The organism is Streptomyces sp. NPDC111802, from assembly GCF_055634335.1.
In genome coordinates this window covers 76433-94212 of sequence record NZ_JBVKCZ010000039.1, presented here as the reverse complement: position 1 = coordinate 94212, position 17780 = coordinate 76433, and the positions used below count along the sequence as shown (strand labels likewise).

Below are 17780 nucleotides of genomic sequence, written 5' to 3'. Positions count from 1 at the left end.
CAAGCACCGTTGCAGTACTAGGACCTGTCGTTTGGATCATGCCGGCGTCGCGGGGCCTGGCACGCACATCTGCCGCGTTGTCGTCAGTCGCCGACTCCCCCACTCTCGACTTCGCTCGAGCGGGGGGACCCCCATCGCGTCGACTCCGTCCTCCGCCTTGCAGCTGCACGCACCAGACCCCGCTCGGGCGGTTGAGAGGCGCAGTCTCTCTCAGCCGGCCTGATCCAAACGACAGGCCCTAGGAAGGGCACCAGGGGTGGTGGTGCCGGTGGAGTCCACGGGCGATACGTCCGTAGAGCCGACTGCCGACGCGGAGGTGCACCGGCGGCTGGTGTACGGCGACGGGTCCGCGCTGGCCGAGGTGTACGCGGCGTACGGCGGGCTGGTGCGGCGCGTCGCGGTGCGGGTCACCCGGTCTCCGGCCGCCGCCGAGGATGTGGCGCAGGAGGTCTTCGCCCATCTGTGGAGCCGGCCGTACACCTACGACGCGCGCCGTGGCTCGCTGCGCACCTGGCTGTCCGTGCTCGCCCACCGGCGGGCCGTGGACTGGGTCCGCGGCGAGGCCCGGCACCGCAAGGCCGCCGGAGCCGACGACTCCGCGCTCCAGGCCATACCCGACGCCGGGCCCGGCCCCGACGAGACGGTCGTCGACCGGGAGCGCTCCCTCCTGCTGCACACCGCCCTCGCCGAACTCCCGCAGCCGCAACGGGAGGTCGTGCACCTCGCCTACTTCGCCGGCCGCACCTACCGGCAGGCCGCCGTGGAGCTGGGGATACCGGAGGGCACGGCCAAGACCCGGCTGCGCACCGCCCTGCGCGCCTTGGCGGAAACTTTGGCCGACCCGCCGGACCCGGCGCTCGAAAGGGGCGCATGATGGCGAGAAGGGGTACTCGCGCAGCAGCGGCAGCGGGAGGAGGCACGCGATGACCGACGATCACGCGGCGATACGTGACCTGCTGGCGGCCTGGGCCTTCGGCGCACTCGACCCGGCCGAGGAGGAGACGGTCCGGCCGCACCTCGCCGAGTGCGAGAGCTGTGCGGCGCGGGCGGCACGGCTGCGGGGGACGGTACGACTGCTGGACGGGCCGCCGCTGGAGGCTCCCGGGCCGCCGGCCGACGGGGCGCTGTCCCTCGCCCTGCGCACCCGGCCGGCTCTCCCTCGTGTCGCCGGGCACGCCGCCGCCTACGCCGCCGCGGTCGCCGGGCTCAAGGCGCTGCTGCCGGAGCTGGCGGACCGCTGGGCCACGCCGGTCGTGCACGACTGGGACGCGCACGCCACCGTCGCCCACCTTCTCGCCGCCGACGAGCACCTGGCCGCCCGGCTCGGCATCGACTCGCGTGTGCCGCCCTCGCCGATCGCGAAGGACACGCCCTGGGAGGACGCCTGGAACCGCCGTACCGCCGATGTCATCGCCCATGAACACGGCCGTACGCCCGAGGAGACCGTGGCCGACTGGGCCGCGCAGGCGGACCGGCTGCTCGCCGCGCCCGAGGCCCGCGATCCGGAACTCGCCGCACGTGCCGTGACGTTGATGGGGATGCGGCTGCCCGTCGCGGACCACTTCCTGGTGCGCGCCTTCGAGACGTGGATCCACACCGACGACATCGGCCGCGCTCTGGGCCTTTCCGTCCCCCCGCCGCCGCAGGAACACCTCTGGCAGCTGGTCCGCCTGGCCGTCCGCGTCCTCGGCCTGGCCCTGGGCCCCAGCGCGCCCCCGGTGCTCCTCTCGGTCACCGGAGGCGAGGAATGGGTGCTGGGCTCCGAGGACGAGCCCGTACAGGCCGAACTCGCCCTGGAACCGGTCGACTTCTGCCTACTGCTCGGCGGAAGGTACGCCCCGGAAGCAGTACCGAGAGGCGCCACGGGCGACGCGGCCGCCGTACAAAACGTACTGGAGCGGGCCGCGTCGCTGGCGTGGCTGTGAGGTCACCTCACGGGAGGGTCACTTCACCGGGGTGAAGTCCCTCGCGCCGATGCTGTGTTCTCCCGGGGGACAACCCCCGGACCCCCGGCCGGTGACGCCGCCGGGGCGTGCACAGGGGAAAAGCCAGCGACGCGGCCGCCGTCCGGAAGGTACTGGGCGGGCCGCGTCGCTGGCGTGGCTGTGAGGTCACCTCACGGGAGGGTCACTTCACCGGGGTGAAGTCCCTGGCGCCGATGAACTCCGGCCGGCGTACCGGAGCCGCGAAGGGCTCCACGGCCGTGTTCTCGACGCTGTTGAAGACGATGAACACGTTGCTGCGCGGGAACGGTGTGATGTTGTCGCCGGAGCCGTGCATGCAGTTGCAGTCGAACCAGGTCGCCGAACCGGCCCTGCCCGTGAAGAGCTTGATGCCGTACTCGGAGGCCATCTTGGTCAGCGCCTCGTCCGAGGGCGTGCCCGCGTCCTGCATCTGGAGGGACTTCTTGTAGTTGTCCTTCGGCGTGGACCCGGCGCACCCGAGGAAGGTCCGGTGCGAGCCGGGCATGATCATCAGCCCGCCGTTGGTGTCGTAGTTCTCGGTCAGCGCGATCGAGACGGACACCGTCCGCATGTTCGGCAGACCGTCCTCGGCGTGCCAGGTCTCGAAGTCGGAGTGCCAGTAGAAGCCACTGGCCCCGAAGCCCGGCTTGACGTTGATCCGCGACTGGTGGACGTACACGTCCGAGCCGAGGATCTGCCGCGCCCGGCCGACGACCCGCTCGTCACGCACCAGACGCGCGAACACCTCGCTGATCTTGTGCACTTCGAAGACGGACCGGATCTCCTTGGACTTCGGCTCGACGATCGAGCGCTCGTCCGCGCGGATCCCCGGGTCGGTGACCAGCCGCTCCAGCTCCTGCGCGTAGACCGCGACCTCGTCATCGGTGATGAGCTGGTCGATGGCGAGGAAGCCGTCGCGCTCGAAGGACTGCAGGTCGGTGGTCGCGATCGGGCCCGGTGTGTCGGGGGAGCCCCACACGACAGGGTCCTGACGCGGCGTCGACACCTCGGTGGCGCCGCGGCTGGGATAGAGATCGGTGACGTTTCCGGTGATGGCGGTGGTCATGGGTTTCTCACACCTCCTCGGGCTCGGTGAGCAGCGGGTACACCCCGTTCTCGTCGTGGTCCTCCCGGCCGGTCACGGGCGGGTTGAAGACACAGATGCAGCGGAAGTCCCGCTTGACCCGCAGCGTGTGCCGCTCGTGCCCGTCCAGGAGGTACATGGTTCCGGGCGTGATCGTGTGCGTCCGCCCGGTCTCGTGGTCGGTCAGCTCGGCCTCGCCCTCGACGCAGACGACGGCCTCGATGTGGTTCGCGTACCACATCGACGTCTCCGTACCCGCGTACAGGATCGTCTCGTGCAACGAGAAGCCGACCCTCTCCTTGGCGAGGACGATGCGCTTGCTCTCCCAGGTGCCGGACGCCGATTTCACATGGCGCTCGGTGCCTTCGATCTCCTTGAACGAACGGACGATCACGGTGCTGCCCTGCCTCCTTGGTGGTGGTGTTCTCTGTGCTGAGGGGTTGGTCAGGCGGTCTCGCGGACGGCGCGGGCGAGGACGCGCAGGCCCTCGTCGAGCTCGTCCGGGGTGATGGTGAGGGCGGGGAGCAGTTTGACGACCTCGCTCTCCGGGCCGGACGTCTCGATGAGCAGCCCGAGCTCGAAGGCGCGCCGCGCCACCCGGCCGGCCCGCTCCTTGTCGTGGAACTCCATGCCCCACACCAGCCCGCGGCCCCGGTACTCCTTGACGTCGGCGAGGTTCTCCTCGCAGATGGCGATCAGCCCCTGCTCGACCTGCTCGCCGCGCGCCCGGGTCTGCTTCTCCATCGCGGAACCGTCGGCCCAGTACATCTCCAGGGCGGCGGTGGCCGTGACGAAGGCGGGGTTGTTGCCGCGGAAGGTGCCGTTGTGCTCGCCCGGCTCCCAGATGTCAAGCTCGGGCTTGAACAGGCACAGCGACATGGGCAGTCCGTAGCCGCTGATGGACTTGGACACGGTGACGATGTCGGGGGTGACGCCCGCCTCCTCGAACGAGAAGAACGCACCCGTGCGCCCGCAGCCCATCTGGATGTCGTCGACGATCAGCAGCATGTCCTGGCGCTCGCACAGCTCGGCGAGCGCGCGCAGCCACTCGGGACGCGCGACGTTGATGCCGCCCTCGCCCTGCACGGTCTCGACGATCACGGCGGCCGGCTTGTTGAGGCCCGAGCCCTGGTCCTCCAGGAGCCGCTCGAACCACAGGAAGTCCTCGACCGTGCCGTCGAAGTAGTTGTCGAACGGCATGGGCGTGCCGTGCACCAGCGGGATCCCGGCGCCGGCTCGCTTGAAGGCGTTGCCGGTGACGGCGAGCGAGCCGAGGGACATTCCGTGGAAGGCGTTGGTGAACGACACGATGGCCTCGCGCCCCTTCACCTTCCGGGCCAGCTTCAGTGCCGACTCCACGGCGTTCGTCCCCGTGGGACCCGGGAACATGACCTTGTACGGCAGGTCACGCGGCCGCAGCACCAGGTCCTGGAAGGTCTGCAGGAAGGCCCGCTTGGCGCTGGTGGACATGTCGAGCCCGTGCGTGACGCCGTCCCGCTCCAGGTAGTCGATCAACGCCCGTTTCAGGACCGGGTTGTTGTGGCCGTAATTCAGCGAGCCGGCGCCGGCGAAGAAGTCCAGGTACTCGTGGCCGTCCTCGTCGTACATGCGGCTGCCGCGGGCACGGTCGAAGACGGTGGGCCAGCCTCGGCAGTAGCTGCGCACTTCGGACTCCAGGGTCTCGAAGACGCTGAGGTCGGGCTGGGTGATGGTCACGACGAATCGCTCCTCGTTACGTGGGGGGGGGAAGGTCAGAGAGACAGGGGACCGATGCGGTACAGGACTTCGGGGTCGTGCGGTCCGTCCGGGAACAGGCTGGTGGGGAACAGCACCTCGCGCTCCAGGGCGGCGCCGTGCCGCTCCGCGAAGGAGCCGAACAGCCGCTCGGAGGCGGTGTTGCCGGGCGTGATGGTGGTCTCGATGCCGGTGACGCCGTACTCGGCGCCGACCCGCGCGACCAGGCCGTCGAGCAGCGAGGCGGCGAGCCCGCGGCCGCGGTACGCGTCGTCCACGGCCACCTGCCAGACGAGCAGGGTGTGCGGACGCTCCGGCCGTACGTATCCGGTGATGAAGCCGACCGGCTCGCCGCGCTCGTCGCGCGCGACGGCCGACGTGCCGGCGAAGTCACGGCACCACAGCAGATAGCTGTACGACGAGTTGAGGTCGAGGGCTTCGGAGTCTCTGGCAATACGCCACAGCGCGGCCCCGTCGGCCACCGCCGGACGGTCGATTCGCAGGTCTGCTTGTGCGGCAGTCATGCGAATTGAATTTACCGAGCGAAATTCAAAATTGCACGGCCGTGCAGGGTTACGTGCCGGGGCGGGATGTGTTATCACGCGGGCGTGAGGGGAGTCGCTCAGGAGCTATGAAACGCACCTTTTGCCCCCGTAATACCGCACAAAACGGGCGGGGTGTGGAACGCGTCACAGCCATGTAACTCTCACGAGACCTGCCCGAATTAGTCAGGTTGGTGTTCGCGAAATCTTTGCGTTTAGGTTCGGAGAAAGCGGGCAGAAGAAGACGGGAAGCTGTCCGTAAAAGAATTCCAGAATTACGCTGAATTCAGGCTCCGGTAACACCGTCGATGCGTTCTCGCAGAATATCGGCGTGGCCGTTGTGCCGGGCGTACTCCTCGATCATGTGGATGAGCACCCATCGCAGACTGACCCCGACCCCGGCCATCGGCCCGTCCGTGATCAGCCCCACACTCTCCAGTGACCGCCCGGCACACACCTCCCGGCCCCGGGCGATCTCCCGCCGCCACACACCGAGCGCCGCGTCGCCCCCGTGCCCGGGTTCGAGGGCGTAACCGCTCACGTTCCCCGCCCCGTACACCGGCGGTACGTCGAGCCCGCCCACCACCCGCTGGAACCAGTTCCGCTCACACTCCGCGAGATGCTGCACCAGTCCGAGCAGCGTCAGCTCCGACGGCTCGGCGGGAGTGAGCCGCAGCTGTGTGTCGTCCAGTCCCGCGCACTTGAGCTCCAGGGTGGCGCGATGGAAGTCGAGCCAGCTTTCGAGCATGGGGTGCTCGGGGCCGGTCAGCAGGGGGATGGGGCGGCCGTCGGGGAGGGTTCGAGGTGTGTCGGCGGTCATACGGAGAGGGTGGCACGGGGGCTCGGCGGGGGTACGGCTTTCAGCGGCCGGCGAATTTCGGGGGAGTTGATCTCGTAGCGGCGGCTGCCGTGCCTGCGTGTGGGTCTTCGGTGTCCGGCTTGTTGACGCGGTGTCTCATCAAATGGTTCAGTGGCTCAGTCACTGATCCACTGGCTGGCTGGGGGCCGGGATGGGCGCACTGCCGCGCGAGACCACCGTCGACGTTCTGGAGAAGCGGCTGCGCGAGGACATTCTCGCCGGGCGTCATCCGGCCGGGAGCTATCTGCCTCCCGAACGTGAACTCGCCGACGAGTTCGGAGTCAACCGCACCACGCTGAAGCACGCCTTCGGCCGGCTGGTGCACGCCGGGCTGCTGGAGACGCGGCACGGGGTGGGCACCCGGGTCCGGGACTTCCTGCGGCTCGGCGGGGCGGATCTGCTGCCGATGCTGGTGCGGCACAGCCCGGACTGGATCGGGGAGATCTTCGAAGTACGCCGCAGCATCGGAGCGTTGATCGCGGAGCGTGCCGCCACCCGCGCCACCACGGCCCAGGTCGCCGAACTGCGTTCGCTGACGGCGGCCGTCAGGGACGCGGACGACGGCGAGGACGTGCAGCTCGCGGACGCCGAGGTGCACCGGGCGCTCGCCCGCGCCACCGGCAACCGGGTGTACGTCCTGCTGACCAACACCCTGTTCAACGCCTACCTGCCGGTGCGCGCGGCGCTGGTCGACCCGTTCCTGGACGCCCGGGCCGCCCATGACCGGCTGGCACCTGTCGTCGAGGCCGTCGCCGCCGGCGACCAGGAAGCGGCGCGCGTCGCCGCGGGCGCCTACCTGTCGGCGACGGAACGCATCATGCTCGAAGGGCTGGCACGCGCCGGCGAACGCCGGGACGCTGCCCGGTGATCGCGCGGGGGACGGTGTTCCAGGAGACGATGCTGGGCCGGGTGCGGATGGGCGACGAGGATCGCGACCGCCCTGTGCGACTGGACCTCGTGGTCCGGGCCGACACCGTGCTGCTGCCCCACCGCACGACGCGGGCGCGACTGACGGGACGGGTGCGGATGGCGGGGCGGGCGGACGACGCCGACGCCCAGGGCGAGTTGGAGATCTCGCCCCTGGCCCGCCGCAGGATCCGCTACCGGATCACCTTCGCCATGGAAGGGCGGCGGCTGGTGCTCGACGGCTGGAAGTCCATCTCACCCGCACATCCGGTGAGGTCGATGACGGTGCTGCCGTACACCCTGTACGAGGACGGCGAGCGCGTGGGCGAGGGCACCCTGCGCTTCCCCCTCACCACCGGCCTGCTGCCCTTTCTCGCGAGCTTCCGCTTCCCACGCGCGGTCGCGTCCACCGCCGGGCAGGACCTGGCGTCGCGCTGGGACGGAAAGCCGGGGCGCACGGAGGTCTGGTACACGACCCTGTCCGACCCGGCGACCGGCTCCGGAGTCTGGCTGCACCACGAAGTCGTGGCGCCCACCGACGGTTCCGGCGCCTACGCCCACGGCTGGGTCGCCGTGTTCCCCAAGGACGGCCCCGCCGAGCACGCCCGCTTCGGCCCCGTACCGTGGACGGAGCATCGACAGGGCTACGCCGCCGCCGGCGCCGAGCCCGGCCATCTCGCCGGCTCCGCGGGGCCGTTCACCTGGTCGCTCACCGAGACACCCCAGGGCGGGCCGCTGCACACCTTCCCCCGCTGGTCCTGGCGCCGCCCCCTGCTGCCGGCCAGCCACATGCTGCCCGCCGCCCGCTGCCGCTACAGCGGCACCGTCCGGTACGGCGACAACGAACTGCGGCTGGACGGAGCGGCCGGCGCGAGCGCCCGGATCTACGGCCACGGCAACGCCCGACGCTGGGCCTGGCTCCACGCGGACCTCGGCGGCGGCGATGTCCTGGAGATCGTCGCGGCGGTGTCCATGCGACGCGGACTCGACCGCCTCCCTCCGCTGGTGTTCCTGCGGCTGCTGCGCGACGGACGCCCCTGGCCCCGGCGTGCGGAGCGCACCGCCGTCGGCTGGGCGGGAATCGGCCGGTTCCGCGCGGACATCGGCCTGCCCGAGTGGCGGGTCGCGGGTCGCGTGGGTAGCCGCCGTATACGAGTGAAGGTGACCCAGCCGCCGCAGCGGACCCTGGCGCTCGACTACACCGACCCCGACGGCTCCGGCGCGGTCTGCCGCAACAGCGAGACCGCGGACGCCGTGGTCAGCCTGGAACGCTGGTGGGGCAGATGGCGGCAGGAGGCCACCTGGCGGCTTTCAGGCACCGCCCACGCGGAGGTCGGTGACCGATGACCCCCTCAACCGCCTCCGGTCTCACGGCACTCACCGCGGCGCTGCTCGCGGACGACGGCACCGCCGAGTGGACCCGGGCCGTGCCGCGGCGCGTCGAGACTCTGCTGGACGCCATGCCCGCCGCCGCACGCACGGCGATACGCGGCGCGACCACGGCGATCAACGTCTACGCCCTGGCCCGCACGGGCCGCCGACTGTCCGCGCTCGGCGCGGCGGAACGCGAGCACGTCATGGCGTCACTCGCCTCCCACCGGGCCCTGCTGCCCCTCCTGGACGCGGTCAAGTTGCCGGTGCTGCTGGCCGCCGGCACCGAACGGACGCTCCACCACGGCCCCGTATCGTCCGCGCCCGCCCCCGCCGATCCGCCGCTGGACTGCACCCCCTCCCGCGACTGGCCGTCGCGCTCCACCGCCGACGCCGTCGTCGTCGGATCGGGCGCGGGCGGCGCCATGGCGGCCCGGACCCTGGCCCGCGCGGGGATGCGCGTCGTCATCGTCGAGGAGGGCGACCACCACACCACCGTGTCCTTCGGACGCAGAACTCCGCTCGACCGCTTCACCGACCTGTACCGGGACGGCGGCGCCACGATCGCCCTCGGCAACCCTCCGCTCGTCCTGCCCGTCGGCCGCGCGGTCGGCGGCACCACCGTCGTCAACTCCGGCACCTGCTACCGCACCCCGGACGACGTCCTCGCACGCTGGCGGGGCCGCTACGGATTCGCCGTCGCCGAAGGCTTCGACACCCTCCTCGACGAGGTGGAACACACCCTGCGGGTCGCCCGGCAACCGCTGGACGTCCTCGGCAACAACGGACTCCTCGCCCTCGCCGGCGCGAAGGAACTCGGCTGGGCCGCGGCTCCGCTGCGCCGCAACGCCCCCGGCTGCAAGGGCTCCTGCCAGTGTGTCGTCGGCTGCCCCACCGGCGCCAAACAGAGCGTCCAGCTCTCCGTGCTCCCCGAGGCCTGCGCGGCCGGCGCCGCGATCGTGACGGGCGCCCGCGTGCTGCGCATCCTCACCGACCGCGACCGGCCGGGCGACCCACACACCGCCGGAGTGGTGGTCCGCCGCCCCGACGGCAGCGAGCTGGAGATCCTCAGTCCCCTGGTCGTGGTCGCCGCCGGCGCCCTGCAGACCCCGCAACTGCTGCGCCGCTCCGGCCTCGGCGGACACCCCCGGATCGGCCGGAACCTCAGCGTGCACCCCGCGATCAGCGTCGCGGGCCGCTTCAGCACCCCGGTCACGGGCTGGCAGAGCGTCCTGCAGAGCGTCGGAGTGGAGGAACTGCACGCCGACGGCATCCTGATCGAAGCCACCGCGGCGCCCCCGGGCATGAGTTCGTTCGTGCTGCCGGGCGTCGGACGCGAACTGCGCCGCGAGGTGGAAGGGACGGAGCAACTGGCCACCCTCGGCGCCATGATCGCCGACCGGCCCTCCGGCCGCGTCCTCGGCCGGGACCGCACACTGCTGCGCTACGACCTGGCACCGCGCGACGCCCGCCGCCTGCTGCGCGCCCAACGCGCCATGGGCCGCCTGCTGTTCGCGGCCGGCGCCGAGGAGGTCCTGACCGGCGTACCGCGGAGCCCGCGCGCCCGCACGCCGAACCAACTGGACGCGCTGCTCGACAAGGTGACGGTACGTCAGCTTCACGTGTCCGCGTTCCACCCCACGGGTACGGCCGCCGCCGGGGCGGACGCCGAGCGTTCGCCGGCCGACCCGGAGGGGCGTCTGCGCGGCGTGCACGGAGTCCTGATCGCCGACGGGTCGGTGCTGCCGAGCTGCCCGGAGGTGAATCCGCAGCTGAGCATCATGGCGGCGGCGCTGGGTGTCGCCCAGCGCTGCACGGCGGAGGTGTGAGGCCGTGCGGGCCGTGCCTGGTGCCCGGCCGGGACGGACCCTAGTCAGGGACCGTCCCGGCCCGCACGCTACAACTACTCGACCGAGTCGGCCAGTTCGGCGATGACCTGCGCGTGGCACGCCTCAGGGACACACCAGCAGCCGAGCCTGCGGCCCCGGAGCGCGGGCAGCAGGGCGAGCAGATCCGGACGGCTCAGCAGATGGGCGCGGTACTTGTCGACCACCGCCTCCCGGGTGCCGTCCGGGCCCGGCCGGAAGGGACTGGCGAGCGGGGAGCCCTCCAGGTGCCATCCGCCGCGGTGCATCGCGCGGCCGACGTAGACGACGTCCGCGTACTGCGGGTCGTCGCGATGACCCTTCATGTTGACGACCGTGGTCCGACGCGTGCCGTTCATGGGTCAGCCCGTCCCCGGCAGCGCGAAGACGGCGCAGGTGGCCGTCCCGTGGGCGTACAGCTTGCCGTCGGCCGCCCCGACGATCCGCGCCTCCGCGGTCGCGGTGGTCCGGCCGACATGGACCGCGATGCCCGTGCAGCGCAGTGTCGCGGTCGTGTGCAGCACCGGCCTCACCAGGTTCACACCGAGCTGAACGGTGGTGTACGCGCGGCCGGCCGGCAGCGCGGTCAGTACCGCGGTGCCCAGGGCGGAGTCGAGAAGGGTGGCCATATAGCCGCCGTGGACCGTGCCCATGGGGTTGAGGAGGTGGTCCCCGGGCTCGCCGTCGAAGACGGCCCGCCCTTCGTCGACCTCGACGAGCCGGAAGCCGAGGGTCCCGCAGATCGGGGCTTCGGGCAGACGCCCGTCCAGGCTCATACGGGCCAGCTCGATGCCCGGGACGCCGCCGACGGATGCGTCGCCGACCGTGCTGCGGTAGTGCGTGGCGGGGTGCGCCATAGTGCTTTCCCGTCCCTTAATGACCCCGCTTCGGGGCTCGCTGTCGATGTATGTCCGCATGTCAGGGAAGCTTGACCGCCAGGAGGTCGACGGGCCGGATGTCCGGGGCCTCGCTGAGCATGGTCTCGGCGACGTCCATGAGGGCGGCGGCGATCTTGCCCTGCAGATGGCCGTTGCGCCCGTCCTCGTCGGCGAACGTGTCGAAGACCCCGAAGGTGGTCGCGCTCTGCCGGAACGCGAACCAGGTCACGGTGTGGTCCTCCTGCTCCGCGAGCCGCAGCGCGTCCCGCAGCAGGGCCTCGACCTTGTCGGCGTACTCGGGCCTGGCCTCGATCCGTGCCAGCAGTCCGAAGTTGTTCAAGGTGCACTCCCGTGGTGTGGACTTCATGAGGGCGGGCGCCGGTACCGGGCGCCGGATTTCGTCCGGACACCTCAGAATCTAGGCCGCCCGGGCCGCTCGCCACAGTGTCGGAAACGACGCCTTCGATATCGTTTCCGTCATGGACGTAGCTGTGCTCGCATACGACGGTGTCTTCGACTCCGGGCTCGCCGCCCTGCTCGATGTCCTCCAGGGGGCGAACAGCATGCGGGGCGAGCTGCCTCAGCCGCCGCCCGCCTGGAACGTCACCACGATCGGCTTCCGCCGACGGATCCGTACGGGCGCGGGGCACGTGGTCGAGGCCGCCCCCGTCAGCACCGCCGAGGAAGCGGATCTGCTGGTGGTGCCCGCGCTGGCGGAGCGGCGCCCCGACGCGCTGATCGCCCATGTCTCCGGTCCGGCCGCCGCCCCCGTACGGCGCCTGGTGGCCGCCGCGCGCGAACGCGGCACGCCCGTGGCCTCCGCCTGCACGGGCACCTTCCTGCTGGCCGAGTCGGGAGTCCTCGACGGCCTGGACGCGACGACGAGCTGGTGGCTCGCACCGTACTTCCGCAAGCGCTACCCCGCGGTGACGGTCGACCAGACCCGCATGGTCACCTCGTCGGGCGGTGTCACCACCGCGGGGGCCGCCTTCGGGCACGTCGACCTCGCGCTCGCGATCGTACGGATGACCAGCCCGGCCCTCGCCGAGCTGGTCGCCCGCTATCTGGTCGTCGACGAACGCCCTTCACAGGCGGCCTACGCGATTTCCTCGGCGCTCGCGCAGAGCGACCCGACGCTGGCCGCCTTCGAGCGCTGGGCCCGCGGCCACCTCGATCAGCCCCTCTCGATCGCCGACGCGGCACGGGCCATCGGCGTCAGCGAACGCACCCTCCAACGGACCGTCCGCCGCACCCTGGGCACCTCACCCGTCGGCTTCGTCCAGGACCTGCGCGTCGAACGAGCCTCACACCTCCTGCGGACCACGGACCTCCCCCTGGAGGTCATCGCCCGCAAGGTCGGCTACGAACACGCCAACACACTCGGAATCCTGCTCCGAGAACGCACGGGAACAACGGCGAGCGCCATGCGCGCGAGATGACCCGCCCCCGGTTCAGGGCCGAGGGTCCGCCACCGCACGCAAAGCACCCTCCACATCCACCCCGACCCCCCGCTCCGCCAGCGCGGCACCGACCGCCGCCAAACTCGCCCGCACAGCCTCCACCGTCGCATCCACCCCGTAGTGATTGACCCGGATCATCTCCTTGGCCAGCGCACCCCCGCCCGCGGCCAACGGCAACCCCGGCTCCGACTCCAGCGCCCGAGCCACCACCTCCGACGCCACCACCCCGCCCGGCACCCGCAACGTCGTAGCCACCGGAGCCGCCTCCCGCACGTCGTACACGTACGGCTCCAGCCCCCCACCCATCGCCACAGCCCCCGCCCTAGCAGCCAGCGCGGCGGCCCGGTGCCGGCCCATCACCGTCTCCAGCCCGTCCGCCTCGATCCGCTCCATGCACGCCTCCAGCGCCAGCATCTCCAGCTGGGCCGGCGCATGGAGCAGCGCCTTCCGGCCGCCGTCGACCCACCGCTCCTTCCAGTCCAGGAGCGACAGATACGACCGCCGCGGCGCCCCGGGATTCGCCGCCATCCGCGCCCACGCGCGCTCGCTCACCGACACCGCCGACACCCCGGCCGGCCCGCCCATCGCCTTCTGCGCCCCGATGACGCACAGGTCCACACCCCACGCGTCCGGCAGCACCGGCTCGGCCCCGATCGACGCCACCGCGTCCAGATAGAACAGCGCCCCGTGCGCCCGCACGACCTCGCCGATCTCGGCGACGGGATTGGTGTTGCCGGTCGCCGCCTCGGCATGCACCAGCGACACGAAGTCGATCTCCGGGTGCTCGGCGAAGGCCTCCCGGATCCGGTCCGCCGTGACCGCCGTATGGAAGGGCACCGCCAGATCGATCACGGTCGCGCCGCAGTCACGCAGCCAGCTCCCGAAGGTCTCCCCGTACGGACCGGTGATCACGTTCAGCGCGGTGGTGCCGGGCCCGGCCGTCCCGCGGATCGCCCCTTCCAGCGGCAGCAGTGCCTCGCCCTGCATGATCACGACGTCCTGCTCGGTCTCCAGCAACCGCGCCACACGGTCCTCGATCGCGGCGAATCGTGCGGCGCTCAGCGGGGCAAGGTCCAGGAAGGGATGGGTCACGGCGGGACTCTCTTCACTCAAAGGTCGACTCCACGAGCGTAACCGGGCGGTAACCGGGTGCTCCAACACCCCGTACGGCACCCCCGCGCAGCTCCCGACTTCTTAGGTCCAACGACCGTCGAACCATGGGTTTGGTTTGAGAGCCCCAAACCTCTCCTTATAATCGGAACCCAAAGTTCCCTTACAGGAGGCCCCCCGTGAAGACGACCCTCGGGCGCCGGACCCGCATTCTGGCCGCCACCACCGCGACGGCCGGGCTGGTGCTCGTGGCCGGCTGCTCCTCCGACGACAACGGCGGCGGTGGTACGAAGACCGCGGCCGGCGGCGTCGAAGTCGTCAAGGCGGGGCAGCTCACCACCTGCACCCACCTGCCGTACCCGCCCTTCCAGTCGGAGATCGACGGCAAGGTGCAGGGCTTCGACGTCTCCCTCATCGACCTGGTCGCGAAGGACCTGGGCGTGAAGCAGGCGATCGTCGACCAGCCCTTCGAGAACTTCAAGACCGGTGGCTCCCTCAACGCCGGCCAGTGCGACCTCGCCGCCGCCGGCATGACCATCACCGAGGAGCGCAAGAAGAACGTCGACTTCTCGGACCCGTACTTCGAGGCCACCCAGGCCGTCCTGGTCGACAAGAAGAGCGGGATCTCCTCCTTCGCCGACCTCAAGGGCAAGAAGGTCGGCGCCCAGGCGCAGACCACCGGCGAGGACTACGCCAAGAGCAAGGGCCTGGACCCGGTCTCCTTCGAGTCCTCCGACGCGGTGATCAACGGTCTGCGCACCGGTCAGGTCCAGGCGGTCGTCATCGACTACCCGGTCGTCCAGGGCTGGCTGAAGGACAAGGCCAACGCGGACGCCTTCGCGGTCGCCGAGCAGCTCAACACCGGTGAGCAGTACGGTTTCACGGTGAAGAAGGGCAACACCAAGCTCCGCGAGGCCATCAACAAGGCGATCAAGGACGCGAAGGCCGACGGCACGTACAAGAAGCTGTACGAGCAGTGGATCGGCCCGTACGACGAGTCCGCCGCCTCCGCGTCGCCCGCCGCCTGACCCCATGGCCGACACAGACGTACGACTCGTGAAGCAGCCCAGGAAGAAGGGCCTGACCCGGCGTCAGAAGCGCAGCCTGTCGCGTGGCATCCAGTACGTCGTCTTCGTCGCGGCCGTGATCGCCTTCGCGGTCGCGGCCGACTGGGACCGCCTGGCGAACCAGTTCGCGCAGGGTGAGATCGCCCGGAAGATGTTCCCGGACGTCATCACCCTCGCGCTGAAGAACACCGTGCTGTACACCGTGTCCGGCTTCGCCGTCGGACTGGTGCTCGGCATGGTGATCGCGCTGATGCGGCTGTCGTCCGTGGGGCCGTACCGCTGGCTCGCCGGTGTCTACATCGAGATCTTCCGCGGGCTGCCCGCGCTGCTGATCTTCATCTTCATCGGCGTGGCCGTGCCGCTGGCCTTCCCCGGCACGGAGATCCCGGGCGGGACGTACGGCAAGGTCGCGCTCGCGCTCGGCCTGGTCGCCGCCGCGTACATGGCGGAGACGATCCGCGCGGGCATCCAGGCGGTGCCCAAGGGCCAGATGGAGGCGGCGCGGTCGCTGGGCTTCTCGCCCGCCCGCGCCATGATCTCGATCATCATCCCGCAGGCGTTCCGGATCATCCTGCCGCCGCTGACCAACGAACTGGTCCTGCTCTTCAAGGACTCCTCACTGGTGCTGTTCCTCGGCGTGACACTGGAGGAGCGCGAACTGTCCAAGTTCGGCCGTGACCTGGCCAGCCAGACCGCCAACTCCACGCCGATCCTGGTCGCCGGCCTGTGCTACCTCCTGGTGACCATCCCGCTCGGCTTCGTCGTACGCCGTATGGAGGCCAAGGCCCAGGAGGCCGTGAAATGACCCGACCGGAGATCGAAGTCCGCGGCCTGCACAAGTCCTTCGGCGACAACGAGGTGCTGCGCGGCATCGACCTGGAGATCAACCAGGGCGAGGTCGTGTGCGTGATCGGCCCGTCCGGCTCGGGCAAGTCGACGCTGCTGCGGTGCGTGAACCTGCTCGAAGAGCCCACCAAGGGCCAGGTCTTCGTCGGCGGCACCGAACTCACCGACCCGGATGTCGACATCGACGCCGTACGCCGCCGTATCGGCATGGTCTTCCAGCAGTTCAACCTGTTCCCGCACCTCACGGTGACCGAGAACCTGACCCTGCCGCAGCGCCGGGTCCTCGGGCGCGACAAGGCCGCGGCCGCGAAGGTCGCCGCCGAGAACCTGGAGCGGGTCGGCCTGTCGGAGAAGGCGTCGGCGTACCCGGCCTCCCTCTCCGGCGGCCAGCAGCAGCGCGTCGCCATCGCCCGTGCGCTCGCCATGGGCCCCGCGGTGATGCTCTTCGACGAGCCGACGTCCGCGCTGGACCCCGAGCTGGTGGGGGACGTCCTGGCCGTCATGCGCATGCTGGCCGACGAGGGCATGACGATGATGGTCGTCACCCATGAGATGACCTTCGCGCGCGAAGTCGCCGACCGGGTCGTCTTCATGGACGGCGGGGTGATCGTCGAGGACGGCACGCCGGACCGGGTCATCGGCAGCCCCCGGCACGAACGCACCCGCCACTTCCTCTCCCGCCTCCTCGACCCGGCGATGGCCGAGGTGGAGGAGGAGACCTCCGACCAGGTCGGCAAGGGCGACTAGGCCCTGTCGTTTGGATCAGCCCGGCTGCGAGGATCGGTTCCTCCCGGCCGACCCGAGCGGGGTCTGGTGCGTGCAGCTGCAAGGCGGAGGAGGGAATCGACGCGATGGGGGTCCCCCCGCTCGAGCGAAGTCGAGAGTGGGGGAGTCGGCGACCGACGACAACGCCGCAGATGTGCGTGCCAGACCCCGCGACGCCGGGATGATCCAAACGACAGGGCCTGGCCGCTCATTAGGGTGCAGTCATGAGCGAACGCGCGGTGCTGCATGTGAAGGGCCGGGTCCTCGTCGGTCCGGACGATGTCCGGGACGAGCTGTGGGTCGTCGACGGGCGGATCTCCTACGACCGTCCCGTCGACGCCCGCGACATCCGTACCGTCGAGGGCTGGGCCCTGCCCGGCCTGGTCGACGCGCACTGCCATGTGGGCCTCGGCGCGCACGGCCCGGTCGGCGACGACATCGCGGAGAAGCAGGCGCTGACCAACCGCGACGTGGGCACCCTGCTGATCCGTGACGCCGGTTCACCCTCCGACACCCGCTGGGTCGACGCCCGCGACGACCTGCCGAAGATCATCAGGGCCGGCCGGCACATCGCCCGTACCCGCCGCTACATCCGTGGCTACGCGCACGAGATCGAACCGGAGGACCTGGTCGCCTACGTCGCCCAGGAGGCCCGGCGCGGCGACGGCTGGGTCAAGCTCGTCGGCGACTGGATCGACCGCGACCTCGGGGACCTCACCCCCACCTGGCCACGCGAGGCGGTCGAGGCGGGCATCGCGGAGGCCCACCGCCTGGGCGCCCGGGTCACCGCGCACTGCTTCGCGGAGAGCTCGCTGCGCGACCTCGTCGAGTCCGGCATCGACTGCGTCGAGCACGCGACGGGGCTGACCGAGGACCTGATCCCGCTGTTCGCCGAGCGCGGGGTCGCCATCGTGCCCACCCTTGTGAACATCGCGACCTTCCCCAAGCTGGCCGACGGCGGCGAGTCCAAGTTCCCCCGCTGGTCGGCCCATATGCGCCGGCTGTACGAACGCCGCTACGACACGGTTCGCTCGGCCTACGACGCCGGCATCCCGGTCTTCGTCGGCACCGACGCCGGCGGCACCCTGCCCCACGGCCTGGTGGCGGCCGAGGTCGCGGAACTGGTCACCGCGGGCATCCCCGCCACCGAGGCCCTCGCGGCGACGACGTGGTCGGCCCGGACCTGGCTCGGCCGCCCGGGCCTGGAGGAGGGCGCCGCCGCCGACCTCGTCGTCTACGAGTCCGACCCCCGGTCCGACGTACGCGTGCTGGCGGCACCTCGTCGGGTGGTGCTGAACGGGCACGTGGTCGGTTAGTTGACGCAGCGTA

The 17780-nt window shown here is 70.9% G+C and carries 19 protein-coding genes; 10 read left to right on the top strand and 9 right to left on the bottom strand.

Annotated features, from left to right (window positions below; all coding sequences use genetic code 11):
* Positions 1–256 precede the first annotated feature (256 nt).
* Together ACZ7NC_RS34170 and ACZ7NC_RS34165 are read left to right on the top strand one after the other, a co-directional pair.
* The gene (locus tag ACZ7NC_RS34170; protein ID WP_471494018.1) at positions 257–874 is read left to right on the top strand and encodes an RNA polymerase sigma factor; all 618 of its coding nucleotides are present in this window, start codon (positions 257–259) and stop codon (positions 872–874) included.
* 49 nt (positions 875–923) lie between these two features.
* On the top strand, positions 924–1925 hold the full coding sequence (locus ACZ7NC_RS34165) for a maleylpyruvate isomerase family mycothiol-dependent enzyme (protein ID WP_471494016.1): 1002 nt from the start codon (positions 924–926) through the stop codon (positions 1923–1925).
* Between the two features lie 202 nt (positions 1926–2127).
* On the opposite strand, the gene thpD is transcribed toward ACZ7NC_RS34165, so the two are convergent.
* The 5 genes from thpD to ACZ7NC_RS34140 all read right to left on the bottom strand — a co-directional run bounded on the left by thpD (position 2128) and on the right by ACZ7NC_RS34140 (position 6144).
* Positions 2128–3030 carry an ectoine hydroxylase gene (thpD, locus tag ACZ7NC_RS34160; protein WP_471494012.1) on the bottom strand — a complete coding sequence of 301 codons (903 nt, stop codon included), beginning with the start codon at positions 3028–3030 and terminating at the stop codon, positions 2128–2130.
* A 7-nt stretch (positions 3031–3037) separates the two neighbouring features.
* Positions 3038–3442, bottom strand: a complete 405-nt coding sequence (locus ACZ7NC_RS34155; protein ID WP_471494010.1) for an ectoine synthase — start codon at positions 3440–3442, stop codon at positions 3038–3040.
* Between the two features lie 50 nt (positions 3443–3492).
* Entirely contained in the window at positions 3493–4764 is a 1272-nt protein-coding gene (gene ectB / locus ACZ7NC_RS34150; RefSeq protein WP_471494008.1) for a diaminobutyrate--2-oxoglutarate transaminase, read from the bottom strand.
* A gap of 35 nt (positions 4765–4799) precedes the next feature.
* Positions 4800–5306 (bottom strand): diaminobutyrate acetyltransferase, encoded by a 507-nt coding sequence (gene ectA / locus ACZ7NC_RS34145; RefSeq protein WP_471494006.1) that lies wholly within the window; start codon positions 5304–5306, stop codon positions 4800–4802.
* Between the two features lie 304 nt (positions 5307–5610).
* Entirely contained in the window at positions 5611–6144 is a 534-nt protein-coding gene (locus ACZ7NC_RS34140; protein WP_471494004.1) for a DinB family protein, read from the bottom strand.
* Between the two features lie 190 nt (positions 6145–6334).
* On the opposite strand from ACZ7NC_RS34140, the gene ACZ7NC_RS34135 reads away from it, so the two are divergent.
* The 3 genes from ACZ7NC_RS34135 to ACZ7NC_RS34125 are packed head-to-tail and all read left to right on the top strand — an operon-like array spanning position 6335 to position 10289.
* Positions 6335–7051: a FadR/GntR family transcriptional regulator gene (locus ACZ7NC_RS34135; RefSeq protein ID WP_471494001.1), complete on the top strand. Its 717-nt coding sequence runs from the start codon at positions 6335–6337 to the stop codon at positions 7049–7051.
* Complete coding sequence (locus tag ACZ7NC_RS34130; protein WP_471493999.1) at positions 7048–8436, top strand: hypothetical protein; 1389 nt, start codon at positions 7048–7050, stop codon at positions 8434–8436. Before ACZ7NC_RS34135 ends, ACZ7NC_RS34130 begins: the two co-directional genes overlap by 4 nt.
* Positions 8433–10289, top strand: a complete 1857-nt coding sequence (locus ACZ7NC_RS34125; protein WP_471493997.1) for a GMC family oxidoreductase — start codon at positions 8433–8435, stop codon at positions 10287–10289. The genes ACZ7NC_RS34130 and ACZ7NC_RS34125 overlap by 4 nt, the downstream gene beginning before the upstream one ends.
* A 74-nt stretch (positions 10290–10363) precedes the next feature.
* Here the strand turns inward: ACZ7NC_RS34125 and ACZ7NC_RS34120 are convergent, their stop codons facing one another.
* From ACZ7NC_RS34120 to ACZ7NC_RS34110, 3 genes are all read right to left on the bottom strand, one after another.
* The gene (locus tag ACZ7NC_RS34120) at positions 10364–10684 is read right to left on the bottom strand and encodes a DUF4326 domain-containing protein (protein ID WP_471493995.1); all 321 of its coding nucleotides are present in this window, start codon (positions 10682–10684) and stop codon (positions 10364–10366) included.
* A gap of 3 nt (positions 10685–10687) precedes the next feature.
* Positions 10688–11182 (bottom strand): PaaI family thioesterase, encoded by a 495-nt coding sequence (locus tag ACZ7NC_RS34115; RefSeq protein ID WP_471493993.1) that lies wholly within the window; start codon positions 11180–11182, stop codon positions 10688–10690.
* A 61-nt stretch (positions 11183–11243) separates the two neighbouring features.
* Positions 11244–11543, bottom strand: a complete 300-nt coding sequence (locus tag ACZ7NC_RS34110; protein ID WP_471493990.1) for a putative quinol monooxygenase — start codon at positions 11541–11543, stop codon at positions 11244–11246.
* Positions 11544–11682: 139 nt separating this feature from the next.
* Here ACZ7NC_RS34110 and ACZ7NC_RS34105 point away from each other — a divergent pair, with 139 nt between their 5' ends.
* Entirely contained in the window at positions 11683–12642 is a 960-nt protein-coding gene (locus ACZ7NC_RS34105; RefSeq protein ID WP_471493986.1) for a GlxA family transcriptional regulator, read from the top strand.
* Positions 12643–12654: 12 nt separating this feature from the next.
* Here ACZ7NC_RS34105 and ACZ7NC_RS34100 read toward each other — a convergent pair whose 3' ends face one another.
* Positions 12655–13755 (bottom strand): pyridoxal-phosphate-dependent aminotransferase family protein, encoded by a 1101-nt coding sequence (locus ACZ7NC_RS34100; protein WP_471493984.1) that lies wholly within the window; start codon positions 13753–13755, stop codon positions 12655–12657.
* A gap of 197 nt (positions 13756–13952) precedes the next feature.
* On the opposite strand from ACZ7NC_RS34100, the gene ACZ7NC_RS34095 reads away from it, so the two are divergent.
* From ACZ7NC_RS34095 to ACZ7NC_RS34080, 4 genes are all read left to right on the top strand, one after another.
* The gene (locus ACZ7NC_RS34095; protein ID WP_471493982.1) at positions 13953–14801 is read left to right on the top strand and encodes a transporter substrate-binding domain-containing protein; all 849 of its coding nucleotides are present in this window, start codon (positions 13953–13955) and stop codon (positions 14799–14801) included.
* Positions 14802–14805: 4 nt separating this feature from the next.
* The gene (locus ACZ7NC_RS34090) at positions 14806–15645 is read left to right on the top strand and encodes an amino acid ABC transporter permease (protein WP_471493979.1); all 840 of its coding nucleotides are present in this window, start codon (positions 14806–14808) and stop codon (positions 15643–15645) included.
* Positions 15642–16433: an amino acid ABC transporter ATP-binding protein gene (locus tag ACZ7NC_RS34085; protein WP_471493977.1), complete on the top strand. Its 792-nt coding sequence runs from the start codon at positions 15642–15644 to the stop codon at positions 16431–16433. Before ACZ7NC_RS34090 ends, ACZ7NC_RS34085 begins: the two co-directional genes overlap by 4 nt.
* 242 nt (positions 16434–16675) lie before the next feature.
* Positions 16676–17767 carry an amidohydrolase family protein gene (locus ACZ7NC_RS34080; protein WP_471493974.1) on the top strand — a complete coding sequence of 364 codons (1092 nt, stop codon included), beginning with the start codon at positions 16676–16678 and terminating at the stop codon, positions 17765–17767.
* Positions 17768–17780: the final 13 nt, after the last annotated feature.